The sequence below is a fragment of the Geobacter argillaceus genome (assembly GCF_007830735.1).
Lineage (GTDB): Bacteria > Desulfobacterota > Desulfuromonadia > Geobacterales > DSM-12255 > Geomobilibacter > Geomobilibacter argillaceus.
The window spans coordinates 208502-230177 of sequence record NZ_VLLN01000003.1; the positions used below are offsets into that span (position 1 = coordinate 208502).

6 protein-coding genes are annotated in these 21676 nt (G+C 63.7%); all 6 read right to left on the minus strand.

What is annotated here, in order from left to right; all coding sequences use genetic code 11:
- Positions 1-77: 77 nt before the first annotated feature.
- Positions 78-218, minus strand: coding sequence for a hypothetical protein (locus JN12_RS20410; protein ID WP_170241833.1), 141 nt, complete (start codon positions 216-218; stop codon positions 78-80).
- A gap of 244 nt (positions 219-462) precedes the next feature.
- The gene (locus JN12_RS03860) at positions 463-1218 is read right to left on the minus strand and encodes a YdcF family protein (RefSeq protein ID WP_145018424.1); all 756 of its coding nucleotides are present in this window, start codon (positions 1216-1218) and stop codon (positions 463-465) included.
- Positions 1219-1255: 37 nt separating this feature from the next.
- Entirely contained in the window at positions 1256-1861 is a 606-nt protein-coding gene (locus JN12_RS03865; protein WP_145018427.1) for an HAD family hydrolase, read from the minus strand.
- Positions 1807-2304: a PfkB family carbohydrate kinase gene (locus JN12_RS20955; protein ID WP_145018430.1), complete on the minus strand. Its 498-nt coding sequence runs from the start codon at positions 2302-2304 to the stop codon at positions 1807-1809. The genes JN12_RS03865 and JN12_RS20955 overlap by 55 nt, the downstream gene beginning before the upstream one ends.
- Positions 2305-2386: 82 nt before the next feature.
- Positions 2387-3925, minus strand: coding sequence for a hypothetical protein (locus JN12_RS20960; protein WP_170241834.1), 1539 nt, complete (start codon positions 3923-3925; stop codon positions 2387-2389).
- 43 nt (positions 3926-3968) lie between these two features.
- The gene (locus tag JN12_RS03885; protein ID WP_211360494.1) at positions 3969-21584 is read right to left on the minus strand and encodes a carboxypeptidase regulatory-like domain-containing protein; all 17616 of its coding nucleotides are present in this window, start codon (positions 21582-21584) and stop codon (positions 3969-3971) included.
- Positions 21585-21676 lie beyond the last annotated feature (92 nt).

The following is a 21676-nucleotide window of genomic DNA, read 5'->3' on the forward strand; positions in this document are numbered from 1 at the left end:
TCGTCCCGTCCATGTAAAAGGCCCCGGCAGAAGCTGCCGGGGCCTTTTACATTGCCACCATTACCGACTGGCATCGGTCAACGAGCAGGGACCGGGCACTCTTCGTCCACCACCATATCGAGCCGCGACCCGATCGGTATCTCCTCCCACTCGGCCTTGCCCGCCAGGCTGAACTCGGCAATCGCCCCACCTTGTGCGTTGGCATGCTTCACCGACACAAGCCTGCTCTCTCCTTTGGCGCAGCTGATCTCGTAAGAATAGCTCCGAATGGTTCGGCGCCGAATCCAGCAGTTCCCACGCAGGTCCTCCCGCCATCGCCGGAACAGCCGTCATCGTCACGACGCCAGCCACCAGCAACCGGCAAACCATTGACTGTCGTGCCATATACGTTCTTCTTTCAATGTATACATCTGGCGAAAGGGTATCATATCGCCGACAACATGCAGCGTCTCCCCGCAATGGCTACCCGGACAACCGGTACCAGAGCAGCCCCAGGTACTCGTGCAGCGCCTTTGACGAACGATGCAGCGCCCCGGCTTCGGGCAGCCAATGCACCCAGAGGAACGGTTCGCCGCCACCGGTGGCAAATTGGGCCGGCACAGGGGTTACCACCACCCCTGCCGTGCGGAACGCGGCAAGGGAGCGTGGCATGTGATAGGCGGACGTGACCAGCAACGGCTGCCGAAACCCGCTTCGGTTGATGATCTCCCGGCAGTAGCGGGCGTTTTCCATTGTGTCCCGGCTCTGGGCCTCGACAATTACCTGCTCCGCCGGAACCCCGAGGTCGAGGAGAAAGCGCCGCACCACCGGCGCCTCAGCCGGCTGACCGGCAAAGACCGCCCCGCCGGAGACGATCACCGGCACCCCCAGCTGCCGCTGGGCACGCACGGCCGTCAGAATGCGGCAGGACATGTCCGCAGACGGCGTACCCGTGCCGGTCAAATCCGGGACAAAGCCATTGATGCCACCACCGAGCAGGATGATAACATCCCCCCGGAGTGGCCGAGGTATCGTCAAACGCCCCTCCAGCCCCCGCATCAGCAGGCTGCCGACAGGGGCCGTGGCTAACAGCCAGAGAAACGCCCCGAGCAGCAGGGTCACCAGACCGGCTCCGTACCGGCGGCGGCGACAGCACCGGAACCCGTAGCCAACGAGGATGAGCACAACGATGCCGGGTGGCAGCAGAAAGGGGGTAATGAACTTTTTCAGCGCGAACATGGCAGCACCATCCCGTGCAGTTGGCCCCTGAACGGGCTCATAGTGCAGGTTCGATCAACGGGAGCAGTTCGTCGAGGGAGACTACAGCCAGATCGGCAAACTCGGGCCAGCGGAAGCTACCGGTACGGTCCACATGGACCGTGGTTGCCCCGGCAGCCTTGCCGGCCTGGAGATCGAACAGATAATCGCCCACCATGATCGTTGCCGTCGGATCTGCGCCCCACTGGCCTGCAAGCCTGCGAATACCGTCCGGTTCAGGCTTGGGAGGGGCTTCGTCCCGGCCGACAATCGCCGCCGGCTCAAAATAGTCCAGGAGGCCGAGGTGCGACAGGGTAACCAGGGCGATCTCCCTGGTGTTGCGGGTAAGAATGCCGAGACGTGCGCCGCGCAGCGCCAGACACTCCACCAGCCGGACCGCACCCGGAGCCACGACGGTCCGCGCCGAGAGCTCCAGTTCGATCTCGTTCAGCCGCGCATGCCGACGGGCAGCCTCAGCTTCCGGAAGCGCAGCCAGGAAGTCGAGGATGTCCGCCTCGGACGGAATCCCCAACTCACTCCGGATAGCGGCAAAATCATGCACCGGCACGGTCAGGGTGCCGTCCAGGTCGAATACCCAGTGATTGTTTTCACGTAACCAGTCCATGGGTGGAGGATACTGTTTTTTCGTGTACAGGGCAAGACGGATCGCTCCAAGGGAGCGAAGCGTGTCAGGCACAGTCGCGGTCGGCAAGAAACGCCAGCACTGCCGGCAGGGAGGAAATCCCCGGCCGTACCCCCCGCATCCAGCATGACCCTTACACCACGCTCCCGGCCAGAAAATCGGCGGGGAGTTCTGCCAGCTGCAAAGGAGCGCCGGTGGGGCGCTGCCAGAGAGGCACGGATCTGCATCCCCAACGGATCGTCCCCCACCACGCCGGCAAATCGGGTCCGGCCCCCGAGCCGGGCCAGGGCCACCAGTGCGGTGGCGACCGGCCCGCCCCCCTGCTCGGTCCATTCATACACCTCGGTCTTGCTGTCCGCCGACGGATAGCTCTCCACCGTTGCCAGGTAATCCCAGCAGCACTGCCCTACGCCGGTAACTGTCATGCCTGTTTCCTTAACACGAAAAGAGACGCCGGGAAAGGCCCCGGCGTCTTGATGATACCATAGCAGCAGTTGTGGGTACGGTTCAGCTGGTGGCCTTCACCGTACGGCCGTCGGCCGGATACTCCTTGCCGGAAGCAGTGATATAGGTCACCCTCGAGGTTCCGTTCATTTCCGAATCAATCCGGATCTTTGCCACGTACTCCCCTCCGAACCTGGGCAGGCTCATGGCCAGCAGCTCGGTTACCGTGTAGGTGGCCGAGGCCAGTAGGACGTTGTTGCCGTTGCTCAGGGTCACCGTGGCCATGGCAGATGTAGATGCGTCAGAGGGGCCAGCAAGGGCAGTACTGAGCGACGACGAACGGTTGGCACCGATGACCGGCACCACGTAGACCGTAACCGTAGTACCTATGGGAATATTGGTCGCAGCAATCTGCACGGTGGCGGTAGTAGTTCCCTGAGGAAGGGTCACGTCACCCACTCCGGTGGGATTGGCCGGCACCGCCTGGGTAGTGCCGCCGGCAGTAATGCCTATGATGGACAGGGTTGGGTTGTTCGGCACCAGCACCTTTCCGGGAAGGGCAAATGAGTAGCCAGGATCAGTATAGCCTGACCAGTTTGTATTGTTAGCTTCAAGCCTGATCCGGCCATATCCACCATATCCGCCTGAGCTATAACAAGAGCCACCACCAGGCCCTCGACGAGCACCGACCCATCCGTCATAAACACGCGTCAGCGTTTCAGCTACCAACTTGATGGAACCGCCGCTGCCACCACCGCCACCACCGCCACAACCGTCTCCACCATTGGAACCGCCGGCGCCACCATCGGCAAAAATCCGTCCAGCCCCACCAACACCGTTTTTACCAATAATGATAGCTCCAGAAGAAGCTATCAGGATCGCACCACCACCGCCACCACCGCCAGCACCGTTATAACTCCCTCCTCCGGCCCCGCCACCGCCACCGGAACCGCCAATGATGGGAAGTATGGAGGCCTGACCGTATACCGTTCCATTGCTGGCAGCCCAGCCAGGAACTCCTTCAACTGAAGCATACCCGGCCCCCCCGCCGTTTCCCCCACGCCAGTTATCATTTCCGGTACAGAACGTTGCCGTCGGTCCACCGCCAGGACCTTTCCCAGCACCTCCAGCCTGACACGGCGCCCCGCCGAACAGTGGCGAACGACCACCGTATCCGCCATCGAACCCACCCGGGCCACCGAGCCCCGGTTGGCCGTCATCGCCAAGAACACCATCACCCGCAGTACCGCTATGCACAGCAGATGAGCCACTGACGTCAATTGTCCCCTCGATCAGGACATTGCCGCTGGTCCGGATTATAACCGGGGTATTGTTTGCGATCTTGGCAAACTTTACTGTGACACCCTGCGGCACAGTAAAGGTGGTGTAATCCAGTATTCCACTGGACGGAAGCTGGATTGTGGTATTAACCGTTGGGTTGAAGGCGCCTCGGCAGCTGGTGGTATTGTGAAAGGCCGCACCGCAGGTGCTGCCGCTCTCAAATGCAGCCATTGCCTCGTTTCCGACCGGAAGAGAAAGAAAAGTCAGCAACATCACCATCATCAGGGTGACCGGGTAAAACCGGCTGCTTCTTGTTCGCATCTGTATTCTCCTTTATTTGGAATGTAGTTCATTATCAAATCTGTTAAACGGCAAGCTCATCAGGCGGCCCGCGATATCCTCTGCTGGCCATGGCAAGCATCAACAGCGGAAACTGCTCTTCAGCCTGGTGCGGAACTTTCTTTCGTTCAGGGTTCTGAGTATCCCCATCTAAAGCAGGAGATGCCAGATAGACCGGCACTGTCTGTTGCCGCCAGACAGGGATTGCCGGCATGGCCTGGCCGGCCAGAACCAGCAGATCCGAGTGAACAGGCCAGCCAACCCCCGCCTGAGCGGAAGGTGCCGGCGTCGAACGGCCTGCCATCATCATTTCCCCGGCTGGAGACTGCACGACCGGCCGACTGACATTGAAGGTGTTGTTGGCGCCAGGCGTGTTGTCGGAAGGACCAAACGGACCATCCACCACCACAACCCGCTGTCCGCCCTTTGCCATCCCGTCGATGATTACGGTAACCGTAGCCTGGGTGCCGGTGGCATTAATCACCGGCGGGTTCATAACTGTTACCCCATCGGATGGTTCGAAACGGACCATCGTAGCACTATCAAGACTGGTGCCGTTAATGGTCAGGGTGAATGTGTTGCCGACGGTCTGCAGGATCGGCGAGATGGAAACCAGAGACGGCCGCAGCCCGACATAAAGCAGGTTACTTCCCGGGACTGGAGCCGATACCGGCGTAGTGCCGATCATCGGCACCAGTGCCCTTACTGCTCGGGGAGCCGTAGTATCCGCAGTAAGCTGTACCGACAGTGTCGATCCGTCTGGTGATGGGGTGATTGTGCCGACCGTCACCCCGGTTGCCGGTGCGACCTTGACGCCGGTCACCTTGTCAAGCCCCACCCCACTGATAACCACGACAGTTGTAGTGCCCGGCTCCATATGTTTGATATCGATGTCAGACAGCGAGTATCCGACGATGACACCGACGGATTGTGAAGTAATCGGACCGAACGTACTGACCGACGAGGCGGGAATTGAGGAATCACCACTCAAACCGGCATTGTAACGTGAAGTTACTTCACTTGCTGAAAGAGCTCGGTTGTAAAGGGCAATGTCGTCCAGCAGGCCATTGTAGTTATAATTGCTGCAGCACTGCCCTCCGCCAAGCCAGAAATCGACGCTGCCGTTGTTCTGGACCCATTCGGCATAAACGGTATTTTTCAGCTCGCCGTTGACGTAGAGCTTCAGCCAGTTACCGTCATAGGTCCCGGCCACGTGATACCATGTGCCGGTCTGGACGGTGGAGCCGGATTTGGCATAATACCCGACTTGGGTATTTTTATTCACCGTAGTGGCCATGAGTTGGTCATTAATAAGTCCGATGCCGTAGTCAGCCCAAGCTCCGGCGCCTCCGGCAATAATATTGATGCCACCGGCACCGGTTCCGGATGCTTTGACCCATCCTTCGACGGTGAAGGCATTATTGGGGAAGCGACCGTAAAGGTTCCCGATGGCAACATAGTCAGAGGCACCGCCAAAGCTACCCGAGTTGCTGCCCAGGATCTTGTCGGTGCTGAAAGATGGACTGTTGACCGGCGTACCGTTCAGGCCGTTTCCGGAACTATCGGTCCAATCACCATTCATTTTCCAATATCCCACCAAATCGGAATTAGGACGAGGCGGAACAAACGGAACGTTGACCCCAACCTGTGCAGAGATGATCGGTGTATAGGTAGCCGGTGCCGAAGTCGGTGCCGGAGCAGTTGCTACCATCACCCCGACCTGGCTTGAAACGATCGGTGTGTAGGTGGTCCCTGGCACGGAAGTGACGGTAAAGCTGTTGGCAGTGGAAGGGATATCCGTTGTTGTCCCGCCAGGCGTGGTTATGGTCACGGCCCTGGCCGTCGTTGGCGCATTGGCTGCCAGGGTAACTGCCACCGTGGCCACAATGCCGTCGGAAGACACAGTCGGGGGATTGGCCACCGTGATCCCGTCGGGCGGGATGAAGGAGACACTGGTGGCCCCGGCAAGGAGCGTACCGTTAAGGGTCATGGTGAAACTGCTGCCAACCACGTTCCGGATCGGCGAGATGCCATAAAGCATCGGCTGCGGCAGGGTGACGCGGAAGATGTTGGCTCCCGGCGCAGCAGGTGGCACCGAGTAGCTTCCGGCCATAAGGATAACGGACCTCGCTGTCAGCGGAGCATCAGCAGCTATTGATATCAATGCCTCGACATAGGTACCGTCTGCGGCCGCCGTCAGACTGCCAGGTGCGACGGTGATGCCGGTCGATGGGTTGAAGGTTATGGAATTCACCTTGTCAAGGCTGCTGCCGGTTATGCGCAGCTTGAGGTCATTGGTACCAATGGCGCCCGATGCCGGGGCAACACCGTTCATGATCGGTCCTACCGCAATACCGACCGGCAGCGACACAAACGGAGTGTATGTTCTACTCGCTTCTGTCGCCGGTGTTGTTGGAACCAATACCCCAACCTGCGGAGCGACGATCGACGTGTAGAGATCTCCGGCAACGGAGAGAATGCCGAAGGTATTTGCCGGAGACATGACAACACTCGTTGTTCCCCCTGGGGCTGTAATTCTGACAACCCGTCGGCCTACTGCGGCTGTTGGGTCAATGGTGATCGGTACAGACACCAGCGTACCGTCAGAAGAAACGGAGATGGAACTGGATACATAAATACCGTCAGCTGGCTCGAAGGTGACAACAGAGGTGCTGTAAAGATTGCGGCCGTTCACCTGCAGTGTCATGGTGCCGGGAAGAGAGCTGTTTGGTATCAGTGACCAGATCACGGGAGGCGGATAAGTTACGGTGAACTGGGTAGCACCTGGAGAAGCCGGGGTGGCAGTGGTCATTCCTGTTTTCACTACCGTCACTCGTGGGGCGATAGGGGCGTCGGCAGCAATATTTACCGTCACCTCGGCATAGCTACCATCGGCAGCCTTGTTCAGGGAGCCGGCATGTACCGTGATGCCTGTGGACGGGGAAAAGGAGATATCCGTAACTTCGCCCAGACCGGAGCCATAGACCCTGACGACCTGATTCTGCGTGTCAATCGGAGCGCTGTTCGGCGAGAGGCCCTTAACCACCGCCCCTACTGCGACACCAACCGGCGTGCTGAGAAAAGGTGTTACAGGGGTGGGAGGGGCAGCCGGAGTAGACGTGGTGCCCACCATGATGCCAACAGGGCTTGAAACTGTCGGCCCGATATTGTAGGTCTGTACCGGTTTCACAGTCACAGTACAGGAATCACCGGAGCTGAAACCTTTGCCGGCGGCAGGAGTTGCCGAAATAGCCGTATTGCCGGTGCCGGAATTAATCACCGTCACTTGGGCCTGGGTAGCGCCGGCAGTGATGGTAACCGACGCCGGGAAGCTGACCACGTTGGCCGTACTGGCGGCGAGGGCGACGACCAGACCGCCGACCGGGGCAGGATCGGTCAGGGAGATCGTCAGGAAGAAGGAGAACCCCTGGCCGGTGAGGAGTGCTGTCGGGGTCAGGTTGACCGTCGGCTCCGGCCTGACCGTGACCTGGGTGGAACTGCCGAGCCAGTTGTTCAGGTTGGCATGGACAGCCACGGTCGCGTCGCGGTTCTGGGTGGTATCCGGGGCAGTAACCGCAAAGGTGGCGGAGCTGGCACCAGCCGGGATGGTCACCGTGGCAGGGACCGTCGCGGTCGCCGGGTCGGTGCTGGTCAGGTTGGCGGTAATCCCGCCGGCAGGAGCGGTGAACGGGATGGCAATCGTCAGGGTGCCGCTCTCCTTCTGGCGGACGGTGAGAGGATTAGGGGTCAGGGAGAACTGCGGCAGCACCACGGTCAGGGTAGCTGCGGCCGAGGTCACGTAGCTGCCGGGGTGGATCGGGTCGGGATTGCGAACCGTCAGCGCCTTGGCCCCGGCCACCAGTTGCATCGGTACCGTGGCCCGGAGAGCCGTGGGGGGGACAAATTCGGTTGTAAGCGGCACACCTTCAAGCAGCACTTCCGAACTGGCGGTGAAGTTGTTCCCGTTCAACTGGACCGTCACCGGCGACTGGTTCGCGAAGAGCTGGCTCGGGACGACCGTGGTGATCCGCGGCATGATGGTGAAGTAGACGTCCTTCGCAGAGGCTGCGCCCCCCTGGTTGAAGTCGCCGCTGGCCGTGGCCGGGACGGTGACGCCGCCAAAGGTAACCATGGCGTTCAGATCAAAGACGTCGCGTACGATGCCGACCGTGGCGGGACCTTTGTCCAGGGCGGTCGAGAAGGAGAAGATGCCGGCCGCATCGGTAACCGTCCGGTAGGTACGGCCGTAGTATGCGTTGCTGCTGGTAAAGGAGACGGGCGAGCCGGCCGGGGCAAGAGTTACGCCGTCATTGGCGATCACCTTGCCGCTGACCGTACCGTCCAGCGGAGGCAGCGGCTGCAGTACACCCTGACCGCTTGCCGGAACCGCGAAGTTGCGGATCGCGGCCCGGTCGGAACTGCTCAGCCCGGCCAGGACCTCGGGCGGCAGGAGCGCCAGCCGGCCGGCCGACGCCTGAGCGCCGCTCCTGCTCGCCTGTTGGGTGACGAAGTGGAGAAGTTCAACGCTGCCTCCGGCCGGGACGGTGACACTTCCCCAACTGGTGAGCAGTTCTCCCCCGGCACCATAGGAGAGGCCGGCAGGCGTCAGGGTGGCGCCGCTCCCCTGCCAGACTGCGGCCATAGGTGGGAGGTTGGCGGTCGGGACCAGGAACGGATCGTCCTGGACGCCATCGTCGAACATGGCCCAGCGGTCGAGGGATGGCAGCAGATTGGCGTCGCCGTTGGAGGTGGTGACGAGCTGCGGCGCGGAGCCGGTCGCGGCCAGTTGGGAACGGAGATTCAGGTCGACGGTGACCGGTGCGCTACCGGTGTTGATGAGGGTATCGAGGTACCGGACGAAATAGCCATCAGCAGGCACGGCAATCCGCCGGATAACGGTCAGCCCGGCCAGATTGTCCTGACGGAGCGCCAGTTCGCGGCCGCTGCCCGACGGGATGACCGCGGCCGAGCCACCGGTGAAACGCTGGGTAATCCCACCGGCCACCAGTTCCAGCACGGCGCCGCCGGTCGAGGCGCTGCCGGTCTCGAACAGGGTGTTGAGGCCGCTGGAGAGGCGCCCATCGGCCTCGATCCGGTAGGGGGCGCCATTTCCGTCGTAGAAGGTGACCGGCATGGTGGCGCCGGTTACCGGCACGGTGAGGTCGACCGTGGTGGTGCCGCTGCTGGCGGTAACGGTGGCGCTCTTCTCCGCCACGGTCCCGCCGCTCCCCACAGCCCTGACCGTGATGCCGTCGCTGCCGGCAACCAGGTTGGTCATGGAGCACTCCCCGCTGATCGTGCCACTGCTGCAGGTGGTGAGGAGTGTGCCGTCGCCTCTGCTTCTCGCTTCGATGGTCAGGCTGTCGCCCAGGTAGCGGCTGCTGTCGGCCAGGAAGAGCCGGGTCAGCAGGGTGGTCCGGTTGACCGGGAGGGTCAGCTTGGCCGGAACGGTGACGTTGGAACCGCCGAAGCCGGGGACGATCAGTTCGGCGCCGACCGAGCGGTTGCCGCCGGCCGTTGCATAGGTGAAGGTCCCCCTCACCCGGAACGAGGCGGCATTGCTCACCAGTATCCCGGTCTCGAAACTGCTGCCGGAGGTAACGCTCTTGAGGAGCGCGCCAGTGACGGCATCGAAGATCTCCACCAGCACGCCGCTCGCCGGGGTCACGTTGTCGGCGAACAGGACACTGCCGCTGATCCGCCCGCTGCTCGGGAAGGCCAGGGTGAACGGTGTCGTGCCGCTGCCAATGACCGTCACCGGGGCCGTTGCCGTGAGGCCACTGCCCGGGTCGGTGGCGGTGACACTGTAGCTGCCCGCCGGCACCTCGAAGAAGGTAACCGAGCCACTGCTGTCGCTGCCTGCCGTCCGCTGGAAACCAGCGGCGGCAAGTCGGACCGTGGCGCCGCCGACAGCGGTGCCGGAAGCGGATTTTACCGAGCCGGTGACCGTTGCCAGGGCCGGGAAGATGAGGTCGTTTCTGGTCTCACTGCCGGCGGTGACTACGACCGCATAACCGATGACGGCACTGCCCCCCTGGCTGCTCACCTTTTCCACGGTGATGGAGTAACTGCCGGGCGGCAGGAAGGCAAAACGGTAACTGCCGTCCTGCGGCGTTGTGGCGGAGGCATTGTAGGCGCCGTTGGCAATTCGCACCGAGACGCCGGCAAGCGGCAGGCCGCTGCCGGACTGCACGGTTCCGGCCAGTATCCCCGAATTGCTGAAGGCGACGTTCTTCGTCGTGCTGCTGGTTCCGGCGCCGAAGCTGCCGGCAACCGGCGGCGAGTCGAAGGCCGCCCCCCTTGCGACCCGCGCCGTCAGGGTGAAGCCGGTCAGCGGGATACCGATGCTCGGAGAGGCGGAAAACAGGTTGGAGGAGAAACGGAAGATGCCGCTGCCATCTGTCGTGGTCTGGAAGCTCTTGGCAAAGATCGGCTGGTCGCTGACAATGGTGACCGGCGTCCCGGCCGGGGCCGGGGTCAGGCCGTCGCTGGCCAGCACCTGGCCGGTGATCTCGCCGGTGAGCGGCGGCAGGGATGCAAGCGGGCTGCTGCCGTCCGCCGGCACCACGAAGTTGGCAATGGCTGCCAGTTCGTCGCCGCTGAGGCCGGAGAGGGTCTCGGGCGGCATCTGCACCAGCCGTTCGGCCGCACTCTTTGCCCCGTCCCTGCTGATCCCCTGCACCACGAAGTGGAGCAGGGCCATCGTCTGACCCGGCTGCACGGTCACCGACTGCCAGGTAGCCTGCAGATTGGCCGGACTGCCGCCGGAGGCAGCCGCAAATGCTGCCGAAGATGGGGGCACGGCACCGGTGCCTCCCCAGACCAGGGCAACGGCCGGCGGCTGGGTTGCGTTACCGTCGTCGATGACCGCCCAATAGTCGCGGGTGGCCGGATCGATCACCTGCAGGTCGCTGTCGCCACTTGAGGTAGCGATGACTCCTGCGCTGCCCGCACTGAAGTTGGTCCGCAGACGCAGGTCGACCGTTACCGGCGCAAGGGTCGGGTTGCTGACGATCTCCAGGTAGCGGGCGAAGTAGCCGTCGCGCGGGACAAATACCTTGCGGGTAACGTTCAGCCCGGCCAGGTTCTGCTGGCGCAGGGCCAGCTCCCTGGACTGGTCCTCCTGGGTGGCGATCGGGTCGCCGGCAAACGGCATGACGATGCTGCCGGCAATCAGTTCGAGGGCGACGGCCCCTTTCCTGCCGTTTTGGGTGAAGGCGCCATTCTGGCCGTTGGCCAGGGTGCCATCCTGCTGGATGTCGTAACTGTACAGGTTGCCGTCCTGGAGGGTGCGCGGTGGCGTGAAGGCATTGTTCTGCAGGACGATGTCACCGCTGGCAGTATCGCCGTCGGCATTGATCAATCCGGCCGTTTCACCCAGGAGTTGACGGGCCGCATCGCCGGCGCTGACCGTGAACTGGCCGACCGGCAGACGTTCCACCAGGTAGTAGCCTGCCGCATCGGTGATGGCGGTAGCGGTCCGGCCGAAATCGGCATTCATGCTCCTGACGTTGACCCGGATCGACGAGGCGCTGGAGGCGTCCGGCATCAGCACCCGGCCGCTGACCGAGCCAAGTCCGACCAGCGTGACGTCGCGTACCACCGTCTGGCCGTCCTGGTTGAGAACGACATTGGCAGCCTTGGCCCTGACCATGCCGGTACTGTCGACAAAGTAAAGCTGGTAGGTGGCAAGCCGGTGATTATCCAGGCGATAGGTGCCGTCAGCACCGGTCGCGACCGACCATTGGCCGCCGCCCACCGTGATCCCGGCAAGCGGCGTCTTGCCGTCCGGGGCGTAGACAATACCGGTGATACTGGCCACGGGTACCTGGATGGTCGGCAGGGCCAGGGCAACGGCCGGCGAGCCGCCAACCGCCACGCTGGCGCTGCCGGTGGCGCTGGCGTTGCCGGAGTAGGCGTAGAGGCTGACATTCCCGGCCTGGACCTGGTTGAATATGGTTACGCCATCAGCGGCCGTCTTCTGCGTGACGGTGCCGTAGCCGTCATGGAGAGTGACGTCGGCATTACCGACCGGCCCGCTGGCATTGGTAACGGTGACCACCACGTTCCCCTGGCCGGGCATGGTCAGGTTCCGGGTCACGGTCGCGCCGTGGGTCTGGAGGGAAACCGGGGCGCTGCTTCTGCTCCTGGCCGACTTGTCGTCGGCGGTCACCGTGTAGACACCGAGCGGGACCGTCTCCAGCAGGTAGCCACCCGAGGTGTCGGTGGTCGTCGAGGCGCTGCCCGCGCTGACCGTTGCCCCGGAAACCGGGGTGACGCCATCGTAGCGGTAGACCGTGCCGGTAATGGAACCGACCGAGGCGAGGCGGAGGGTGAGCTGAACAGTTTCGCCATTGGTGGCGATCTTGCCCGAAGCGCCGGCACTCATCCGGGTGACCGGGTCCCTGGCCGACAGCGAGAAATCTCCGACAAAGATGTCGCTGAAAGAGAAGGTCCCGCTGCCGGGGCCGTTTGCCAGCCGCTGCTCCGCCCCGAAGAGCGAGTAGGAGCCAAGCCGCAGTTCGGGATTGGCAACCGGGGTCCCGGCGCCATCCACCACCAGGCCGGTGATGTTTCCCTTGCCCAGGAAGACGACAACGACGTTCACATCCAGGCCGCTCTGGAGGATGGCGGCGTTCGCCCTCCCCTTCTCGCCCTGGCCGGTAGCGGCATTGATCACGTAGGTGCCGACCTGGAGCAGCGGGAATTCAAAATGGCCGGCCGCGTCGGTGAAAACCGTATCGAGCGGGGTGGAGAGGTCGCCGGAGCGGAAGACATCCACCTGGACCCCGGCACCGGCAGAAGTGACACCGTCGGCCTTCCTGACCGTGCCGGCCAGGCTGGCGGCCGGGATCAGCTGGATCTGCACATCCTTCAGGTAGCCGTTGGCGGCGTTCATGGAGGCTGCCAGGTACCCTTTGAGCTTGGTCTGCGGGTCGTTGGCCCTGAACGTCACTCCCGGACCGGCAATACCGGAGATGGAGAACCGGCCGGTAGCGTCGGTGGTGACCGAATAGCCGTTGATCATCACTTCGGCGCCGGCAACCGGGTTCGGATAGGGATTGTAAACCGTACCGGTGACGATGCCGCCGCCCACGGTGACCGTCATGGCGGTCCGCTCCACGGAGCCGATGAAAGCACGCAACTGCACGGTCCCGCCGCTGACAGCGGAAATCGTGATCGGCTTGCTCTGTTCGCCCGGGGCAAAGATCAGTGTCGGCGTGGCCACGGCGATGCCGGCATTGGCGCTGGTGATGGAGACGATGGCACCGTTGGCCGGTGCCGGTGCGGACAGCAGCAGGTCGATCTGCCGCTGGTCGCCGGCATTCAGCACGAGCGAGGCGGGGAGCGTGACGCCCGGCAGGGATTGCCCCCTGAGGACCAGGCTCGCCGGGGCACTCACGTTGCCCGAAAGGTCGACGGCCGTGGCCTGCAGGTTCAGGGTGGCACCGTCGGCCAGGGTGGTCGGAATGGTGATGAGGAACTGGGCCTGGGCACTCCCCAGCGGCGGCGAGATTCCCTTGGCATTGGCATAGGTAAGGGCACCGCTAGCGGTGAGGTCGATCCGCTGCACCCCGACCTCGTCGCTGGCGTCCACAACGATGGTCAGCGGCTGCCCCGGGACCATCTCGGTGGAGCCGGTCAGAGTCCGTAACGTTACCTGCGGCGCATGGGTGTCGGCCACTGCCAGCTTGACCTGGCCGGCGCTGGCGCGGTTGCCGGCCTTGTCGACGGCGGTCACGTCCAGATTGACCGTTTCCAGCGGGCTGGCCGCCGGCGAGACAGTAAAGGTAAAGGTGGTGGCGACGGCGTTCAGTGCCGGGTCGATGACCCGGTTCTCGCTGTAGACCGTGCCGCCGGATACGCGGAACTCCAGGCTGGCAACGCCTCCGAGGTCGGCGGCGGAGACCACGGCGGTCACCTGCTGGCCCGGCTTTACTTTGGCGCCGGTGACCGGACTGGTGAAGCCGACCTGCGGCGGCGTGGCGTCCAGAACGGTGATGTTCACCGGCCGGGCCTTGGTGGTCTGCCCCTTGGTGTCGATGGCCGTGGCGTTGACGGTGATGGTGGAGCCGGGTATCGCGTCGACCGGCACGTAGAAGGCGAAGTTCTTCGTCGTCGCGGTCGAGGCCGGGACGACGTCGGTCGTTGCGGCAGCCGGGGCCTGGCCGCCGATGGCCTGATAACCGACCAGGCTGACCCCCAGGTCGTCGTTGGCGGCGACGGACACGTTGACCCGTTCGCCGGTCTTGAAGGCGGAACCGTCTGCCGGCGCCGAGATGGCCACGGTTGGCGGGGTGTCGGCGGTGATGGTGAACAGGGTGTCGACTGCCGTACCACGGTTGCCCGAGGTGTCGGTGGCCACGGCGCTGATCCTGATGGTGTCGCCCGGCTTGCCCAGCGACGGTACGGAGAGGATGTTGAACTTGAAGCCGTCGGCGATAGTACGGTCGGTGCCGACGATCGTGCCGTTGACCATAAAATCGACAAAGGCGACGTCGCTGGCCCCCCCCAGATTGACGCTGACGCTGGCGACACTCCCTTCGATGACCGTGCCGTTATTGGACGGAGAAAGGCCGGCGATGACCGGCGGGGTCCGGTCAAGGGCAGAGAAGCTGTAGGTAAGACCGGACTGCTGCCGATTCCCCGAAAGGTCGGTGGCAGGTTGCACCGCCACCTGGTAGGCGCCGCTTTCCACCAGCGGATAGGTGGGGGTGAAGACCAGGCCGGTGTTGCCGAAGATGGCATCCACCCGACCGGCAACCGGCGCACCTCCTCTACTGAGGGTGATGGCAGGGCCGCTGAAGGCGGCCGGGTCAATCGGCTCGTTGTAGACGATCCGGATCACGCTCTCCAGCGGCACGCCGCTGGTCCCGGCTGCCGGGTCGACGGACTGGAAGGCGGGCGGCGTCCGGTCCTCGGTGGTGAAGGAGGCCACGAACGGCCTGGCCATGGGGCGATCCAGGTTGTCGGTCACCCCGAACACCTTTACCGTATAGATGGTCTGCTCCTTGAGCGGTGCAATGGGGGTGAAGGTGACGGTGGTATTGCCGTCCCCCATGGCGATGGTGCCGGCGACGGTACCGCTGCCGTCGTTCACCGTTACTGTCGCGGCGGTGACCGAACCGGGCTGGACCGGTTCGCTGAAGGTGATGACGACCTTTTGACCCAGCGCTACCTTGAGGGCACCGGGGACCGGCGAGATGGTCCTGACCGACGGCGGGGCATCGTCGAGGATGATGGTGCCGACGTTTTCCAGGCCGTTCACCACCAGGTATTTCCGCCCCATCCCGCTGCCGAGCGGGTCGAGCAGGTTGAGGGTGTAGGTGCCGCTCTTGATCCCGCGCAGGGTGAAGTCGCCGTTGGCATCGGTGGCGGTGTAGTGTTGCGCAGCTGCGCCGGCTGCCGTTGTTCCGGTCAGGGCGGCGATGATGCCGGCCCGCTTGACGGCATCCGGATAGATAGCCGTGCCGGTGACCGTGCCATTCACTTCCAGGACCAGGCGCGGGGTGGCGTTGTCCCCCACATGGAGGACGCCGCTGGCCGCGCCACTCAGGCCACGGACCGGGTCGTGGGCCCAGACCGTGTAGTTGCCGGGCGGGACGGCGGTAAAGGTTGCCGTACCGTTGCTGTCGCCGTACCTGGTACAGGTGGATGAGCCGCAGCCGGCGTTCGGTGCCTTCTCCAGCACCACCTGGACACCGCTGGCGGGCGAATTGTCCTGCCAGACCACCACCGGCGACACGCTTCCCAGACCGTCAACAACGATCTTGACCACGGCGGCCTCACCGGCAAAGGCAAGATCGGCCATGGCACTGCCGCTGCTGGCGGTCACCTGGGATTTTGCAACAACCGTGTGGCGGCCAAGCGACAGGTCGGCCGCATGGAAGGTGCCGTCCTCACCGGCGGTGAGGCTGACGCCGCACCCTTCTCCGCTCGGGTCTATGCAGATGGCATAGTTTTTCGCGGGTGTGCCGTCGGTGTTGAAGACCATGCCGTCCATACTACCCAGAGCCGGCTTCAGCAGATTTACCACCAGCGGCAGGTCTATCAGTTCGTTCTCCCGGGTGATGATCCCGGTGGCACTGGCGCTTCCCAGCCCGTCCCGGCTCACCGTAACAGAGAATGCCCCCTGCGGTATGCCGGGGAAGAAGTAGCTGCCATCCGGGCCGGTGGTCCCGATGAGCGTGAGAGCGCTCCCGTCCGGGAAGGAAATCGAGAGCTGCACCCGCCAGCCACGCAGCGGGGCCATGGTAACGGCGTCGTAGGCAACGCCCCGCACATGGCCGATGGCGGCCTCGTTGATCATGATCGGCACCTGCTGCCCGGCCAGGTCGACCGTCCCGCTGCCGCCGCCGCGCCGGCCGGTGGCAGCCTCGAAGACCTTGACGTTGACCGGACCCAGAGGGATAGTGCCCTGACGGTACTGGCCGTTGCTGTCGGTGGTGTTGAAGGCAAGCGGCCCCTGACCGTTGAAGATCGCCACGTCGGCGTTGGGGACCGGGGTCACCCCGTCGGGTCGGTAGACCGTGCCATAGACAACGCCGGTAGCGTCATACAGGTAGACATCGATGGTGACCTTTTCCCCGTCCTTCACCACCTTGCCGCTCTTCCGGGCCGAAAAGCCGCGGGAGAGGTCCTGGGCGAAGACCACAAAGGTCCCCTCGTCGATGCCGGTGAACGTGATGGTGCCGTCCACGGCGGTGCCGGTCTTCTTGATTGGCGGGAATTCGCTCCGCTCCAGGTCTACCCGGGCGCCGATGATCGGTGTCACCCCATCGCTGCCGAAGACCCTGACCGTCACGTCGGCCTTGCCGATCAGCCGCAGCTTGACGTCGGCGGTCTGGCCTGCCGCCACGTGGCCCTTGACCCGGGCGCTCTTGCCGGTCACCGGGTCCATTGCGGTCAGGGTGAAGTCGCCGGCGTTCACGATCGGCACCTTGAAAGTGCCCCCCACCTTGGAGGTGCCGTCATCGGGGAGCGTATAGACGTTCTCTTCCTGTATCCCCTGCGGAATGGTATCGCAGATCATTTCGCCGATAGAGGTCTCACGGCAGAACTTCTTGGTCTCTTCGGAATGGAAGGTGACCTTTACTGCCTCCCCCACCGGAGTGAACCCATCCGGCTGATAGACCCTGCCGGTGATGACACTGGTCGGCAGCAGCTTCAGGACGACCTGTCGCGTCTCGCCATCCTGGTTGATGGCATCGCTGAAGGTGATCGGATCGGGACTGAAGGCGCCGCCGGCGGTGATCACGAACTGCCCCACAAAGACGTTGTCAAAGGAGAATCTGCCGGTGGAGAAATCGTTGTCCACGATCCGGATATGCGGGGTGTGGGCGAAGCCGAGACCGACCGACTTGCCGCCAGGCCCCCTGGCGCTCCGCACTGTGAGACCGGATACGCTCACCCGCGCCTTCAGCGGCGTCTTGCCGTCGTCGTCGTAGATGACACCTTCCACCCGTCCCTTCCCTTTGAAGGTCACGTTGGCCCTGGCCTGGTGACCGTTGAAGAGGACCTTGGTCGTGGTCACGTTGCCGTCGGAAAGGTCGGGAAGGAAGGCGGAAATGGTGTATTCCGCCCCGGTCATCACCGGCAGCGGCTTGATCTGGTATTGTCCCTGAGCGTTGGTAACGGCGGTGCCGGCGATCTGCATGCCGGAGTCTCCCTGCCTGAGGGCAAAGACGTCGATCCCTCCGGCCGGCGATATCCCGTCGGCAAGATAGACCGTGCCGTAGACCCCACCCTGTGCGGAAAGGACAATAGTGGCGTTGACCAGCTCGCCGTTTCTGATGATGTCGATCTCGGTGCTCCCCGAGGCGCCAAGGGCCTGGGAGACCGCCACGATCTTGGCGTGACCCAGCGGCACATCCTTCAGCTCATAGGCGCCGTTCACGTCGGTGGTGGCGAGCACCAGGCCGCCACCCACCTGGGCGCCTGCCACCGGCCGCCCCTCGGAGTCCAGAACCGTCCCTTGCACCGTGCCGAAGCCGCCGTTGAGAAGGATATTTCCCGTGATCTTGGCGTCGGCGGCAAGGGGAAGGTTGATGTTCCCCTCCTGATAAACCGCCTGGTCAAAGGAGTTTATCCGGTGGCTGCCGGCCGGGATGCTCGGGAAGAGATAGGCGCCGTTCTTGTCGGTGGTCACCATGGCCACGGGACACTCGCCCGGCTTGGGACAGGTAACCCCGGGCTGGCTGCCGCTCTGGTAGAAGGCGATGACCGGCACCCCCGGCACCGGCGTAGCGCCGTCCGGCCGGAGGACCACACCGGAAACCTGGCCGTACTTCACCGTGATAGTCTTTACCTGCTCGGTGAGAAGCACCAAGTTCAGCTCGACAACCTCCCCGGCAGTCCCGATATAGGTGCTCTGGGCAGCGTGGGAGTTGGTCTCCACGTGCACCGCCTCCACCAGACTGTTGCCGATGGGGACGCGGGTGATGACGTAGCGGCCGTTGGCATCGGTGGTGGCGCCATACTCGGTCTGATCCACCAGATTGGTCACCTTGATCCGCACATCCTTGAGCGGGGTGACGCCGTCTTCGCCGAAGACGCGCCCCTGGACCGTGCCGCGCCCCAGAAAAACGATGTCGGCGTTCAGACGCTGGCCGTGGCGGGCGATGGAGAACTGGAGACGCCGGACATCATTGGTATCCGGGTCCATGGCGATCTCCTTGACCCGGAATGCGCCGCCCCGGACGTAGTCCCACTGGTAGTGGGCGTTGGCGTCGGTCAGCTTGGCGGCGATCCCCACATCGACCCACTCGTCGTCGCACATCCGCTGGAGCACCAGGCGGATCTCAGAACCGGGGACGAGGGAGCCGTCGGCCTGGAGTATCCGGCCGGAGACGACCCCGCCGAACGCCTCGATGGTCGCTTCCATCGGCACGGTCTGGGGCGCCATGGCATGCCCGCGCCGGTCGACCACATTGGCAACGGTCATGGTACGGGGGACGAACGGTCCCAGCGGGTCGCGCAGGGCCACAAAGGCGATCCGCCGTCCCGGCTGCAGGGAGACGCCTACCACCTTGTTCCCCTCGGGGGAGTAATTGGCGATCAGCTCCGGCGGCAGCTTGTCCTGTACCGATTCGGGCGTCACCTCCTCGCTGAAGAGCATGGCCACCACCCGGCCCAGCGGCTCGCCCGGGTCCTTCGCGTCGCACTTGTGGACATCGGCCTGGGGCTGCTGGACAACACTGATGATTGACGGCGACAGGTCGGGGATGAGGTCGCTCCCCGCCGGCGGAACGCCGGTACCGGCGGCGACCACGGCAAGCTGCACCGGATCACCGGCCGCCGGTATAAACAGGGGTGCCTGCTGGCCGGAAAGACCGGACCAACTCACCTGGTGAAGAGCGCCGGTGGCGTCGGGATAGATCAGGCTCAGGGTATAGCTGCCGGCAGTGACACCGGAGACCGGATCGATCCGCAGGGAAAGCGGACCTCTGCCGGGTACGGCCATCATGGCCAGTTGTCCGGTTGTGGCGCCGGTCGTGTCGTTCAGCAGCAGATAATCGGCGAAGGGAATCTCCTTGGTCACCTTTCCCTTGGCATCGACGCCGCCGAGCCGCTTGCCACTCCCGTCAACCAGAGAAATGGTCACCGGCAGCGGACCGCTGTCGCCGGTCGCCAGCAGTGACACGAAGCCGGGGCGGTAGGCAAGGCGGGTCGCCAGATCGCGGTGGAACGCAAGCGCACCCTTGGCGGCAACTTCATCCTTCAGGATGTTCGCCACGGCCGCGGCAAAGGTGTCGCCCCGCACCGACCGGCGGCGCAGGTCGTCGAAGCCGGTGAAATCGGTCACTGCCGCGTCCCGGTCCGCCTGGTTCGGGTAGAGCTCGGCGATCCGGCTGTAGTTGCTCCCCATGAAGTCCATCAGGAGCTGGCTGGCCGTGGCCGGCAACTCCTCGTGCAGCGCGTAGCGGAACCCGGCCTCGGCCGTCTCGATCCCGCGGTCCCAGACGATCTTCTTGCCGAAACGGAGCACGTCCTTCGGCAGGGCAGCCGCCGGCGCGGTGGCCGTGGCGTACGCCTTGCCCAGCATCCCCAGCGCCGCCTTGCGCAGCTCCTCGGGAAGGCTGTTCGCCTCCTTGGGAAGGACCAGGGAGTCCGGGGAGAGGGGTATCCCCAGCTCTCCGACCGAGGTCTTGAGCAGGAACTTACCCTTGATATGCTCGTCCGAATCCAGGGTCGCGGCAAAGACGTTGCCGGTCACCTGGGAGATCAGCTCGTAGCTGATGGTCGCCGAATCACCCGGCAAGATCGAGTCGATGGACCTGACCGGGTCTCCCACCAGGGTAGCGCCGCTGATGTAGCGCGGGTACAGGTTGATGGAAACGAAGTTGGCGGGCGAGTCGGAGGTATTGGTCACCGTCACGTCCAGGTTGTACCGCTCCCCGGCATTGACCAGGTCCGGGTGGGTGAAGGTCATGGTAAAGGTCGGATTGCGGACCAGCACCGTCCCCATGGCCCGGCCGCGGATCGGCACCGGCCCGATGGGGAGGCCGTACAGGGTACCGGTTATCTCCATCTCCACCGTGTGGCTCCCCTCGCGACGCCCCTCCACCAGGAATTCGGCGTTGCCGGTCTCTCCCGGCGCAAGTTCGCTGATGTCGTCGCCGGTACCGAGCTTGCCGTCAGGACCCGGTTTGGCCACCGGCTGGATACGCGGCGACTCCCCGCGATCGGTCTTGGCCATCCGGAGCGGATCGTCACTGGTGTTCACCACTTCATCCCTGCCCGGAGGGAGGATTATCTCGGCTTTGATATCCTTTACCACCAGGTTGGAGTCAGCCGGCGCCACGTTCCCGACCATCAGCATGACGCTGAAGTACTGGTTCAGGAAGCCGATGTCACCGGGAATGACCACCACCCCCGGGATCGGCGGCAGGAAGAAGTTGTTCCCGACCGGGATGTCCGGCTTCAGGGTGAAACTCTGCACGCTCAGGTTGGGGATCGAGGTCTGGGCCAGTTTGAGCGAGTCGGGGATGATCGTGGAGAGCGTCTGGATCTGCGCCCCCTGGATACCGGGAATGCGGATTCCGTCAACCGGGACATCCTGGGTCGTCTGGAGCCGCGGCAGAATGACCGGCATGGTAATGTTGATTTCCTGCCCCGGCTTGATGGCAAAGGCAGCGGTGAAGTTGTAGGCCTGAAAGTTGGACTTGTCGAAGACGATCCCCTTGTCGCGGATCTCCTGGGCAGTGAGCGGTCGGGCAGTCACCTGGGTAACCAGCAGCTTTTCGATGACCTCGATCTTCACGCTCTCCGGCGTGCCGTAGAAGAGCACCTGACCGCCACTCTCCAGGCGGATGCCGTCGAGGCTGTAACTGCCGGGTACCGTCAGTGGAGGGATATTGAACGGTGAGTTGGCCGGCACTGCCAGCTCAAGGGGGGTCTCCAGACCGGGCCCCCGCAAGGTCGCCCTGACCGTGGCATCGGGGGCGAGCGGCGGGATCTGCCCGGCCGGCATGGTCGGAACCTGCAGGTAGGTGCTGACGATGGTGGCGATGTTCTTCGGTACCGTCTGCTTGGCCGGGGCCGCGGTCAGCTGCATGCCGTAGAGGATGATGTCGTCCTGGGCCAGGAAGCGGCCTTCGTAGGCATGGGCAGACGTCAGGCTGACAAGCAATAAATACAATGTGCCGATAAAACACATATACCTGGATCTATTAATAATTCCCATTACCAGCCTCCCAAAACACCTGTATACCAGGCCATACTGCATATCCT

Coding starts and splice junctions, on each gene's coding strand:
- JN12_RS20960 (WP_170241834.1), bottom strand. CDS start 3,925: ATGCGAACAAGAAGCAGCCGGTTTTACCCGGTCACCCTGATGATGGTG.
- JN12_RS03865 (WP_145018427.1), bottom strand. CDS start 1,861: ATGGACTGGTTACGTGAAAACAATCACTGGGTATTCGACCTGGACGGC.
- JN12_RS03860 (WP_145018424.1), bottom strand. CDS start 1,218: ATGTTCGCGCTGAAAAAGTTCATTACCCCCTTTCTGCTGCCACCCGGC.
- JN12_RS20955 (WP_145018430.1), bottom strand. CDS start 2,304: ATGACAGTTACCGGCGTAGGGCAGTGCTGCTGGGATTACCTGGCAACG.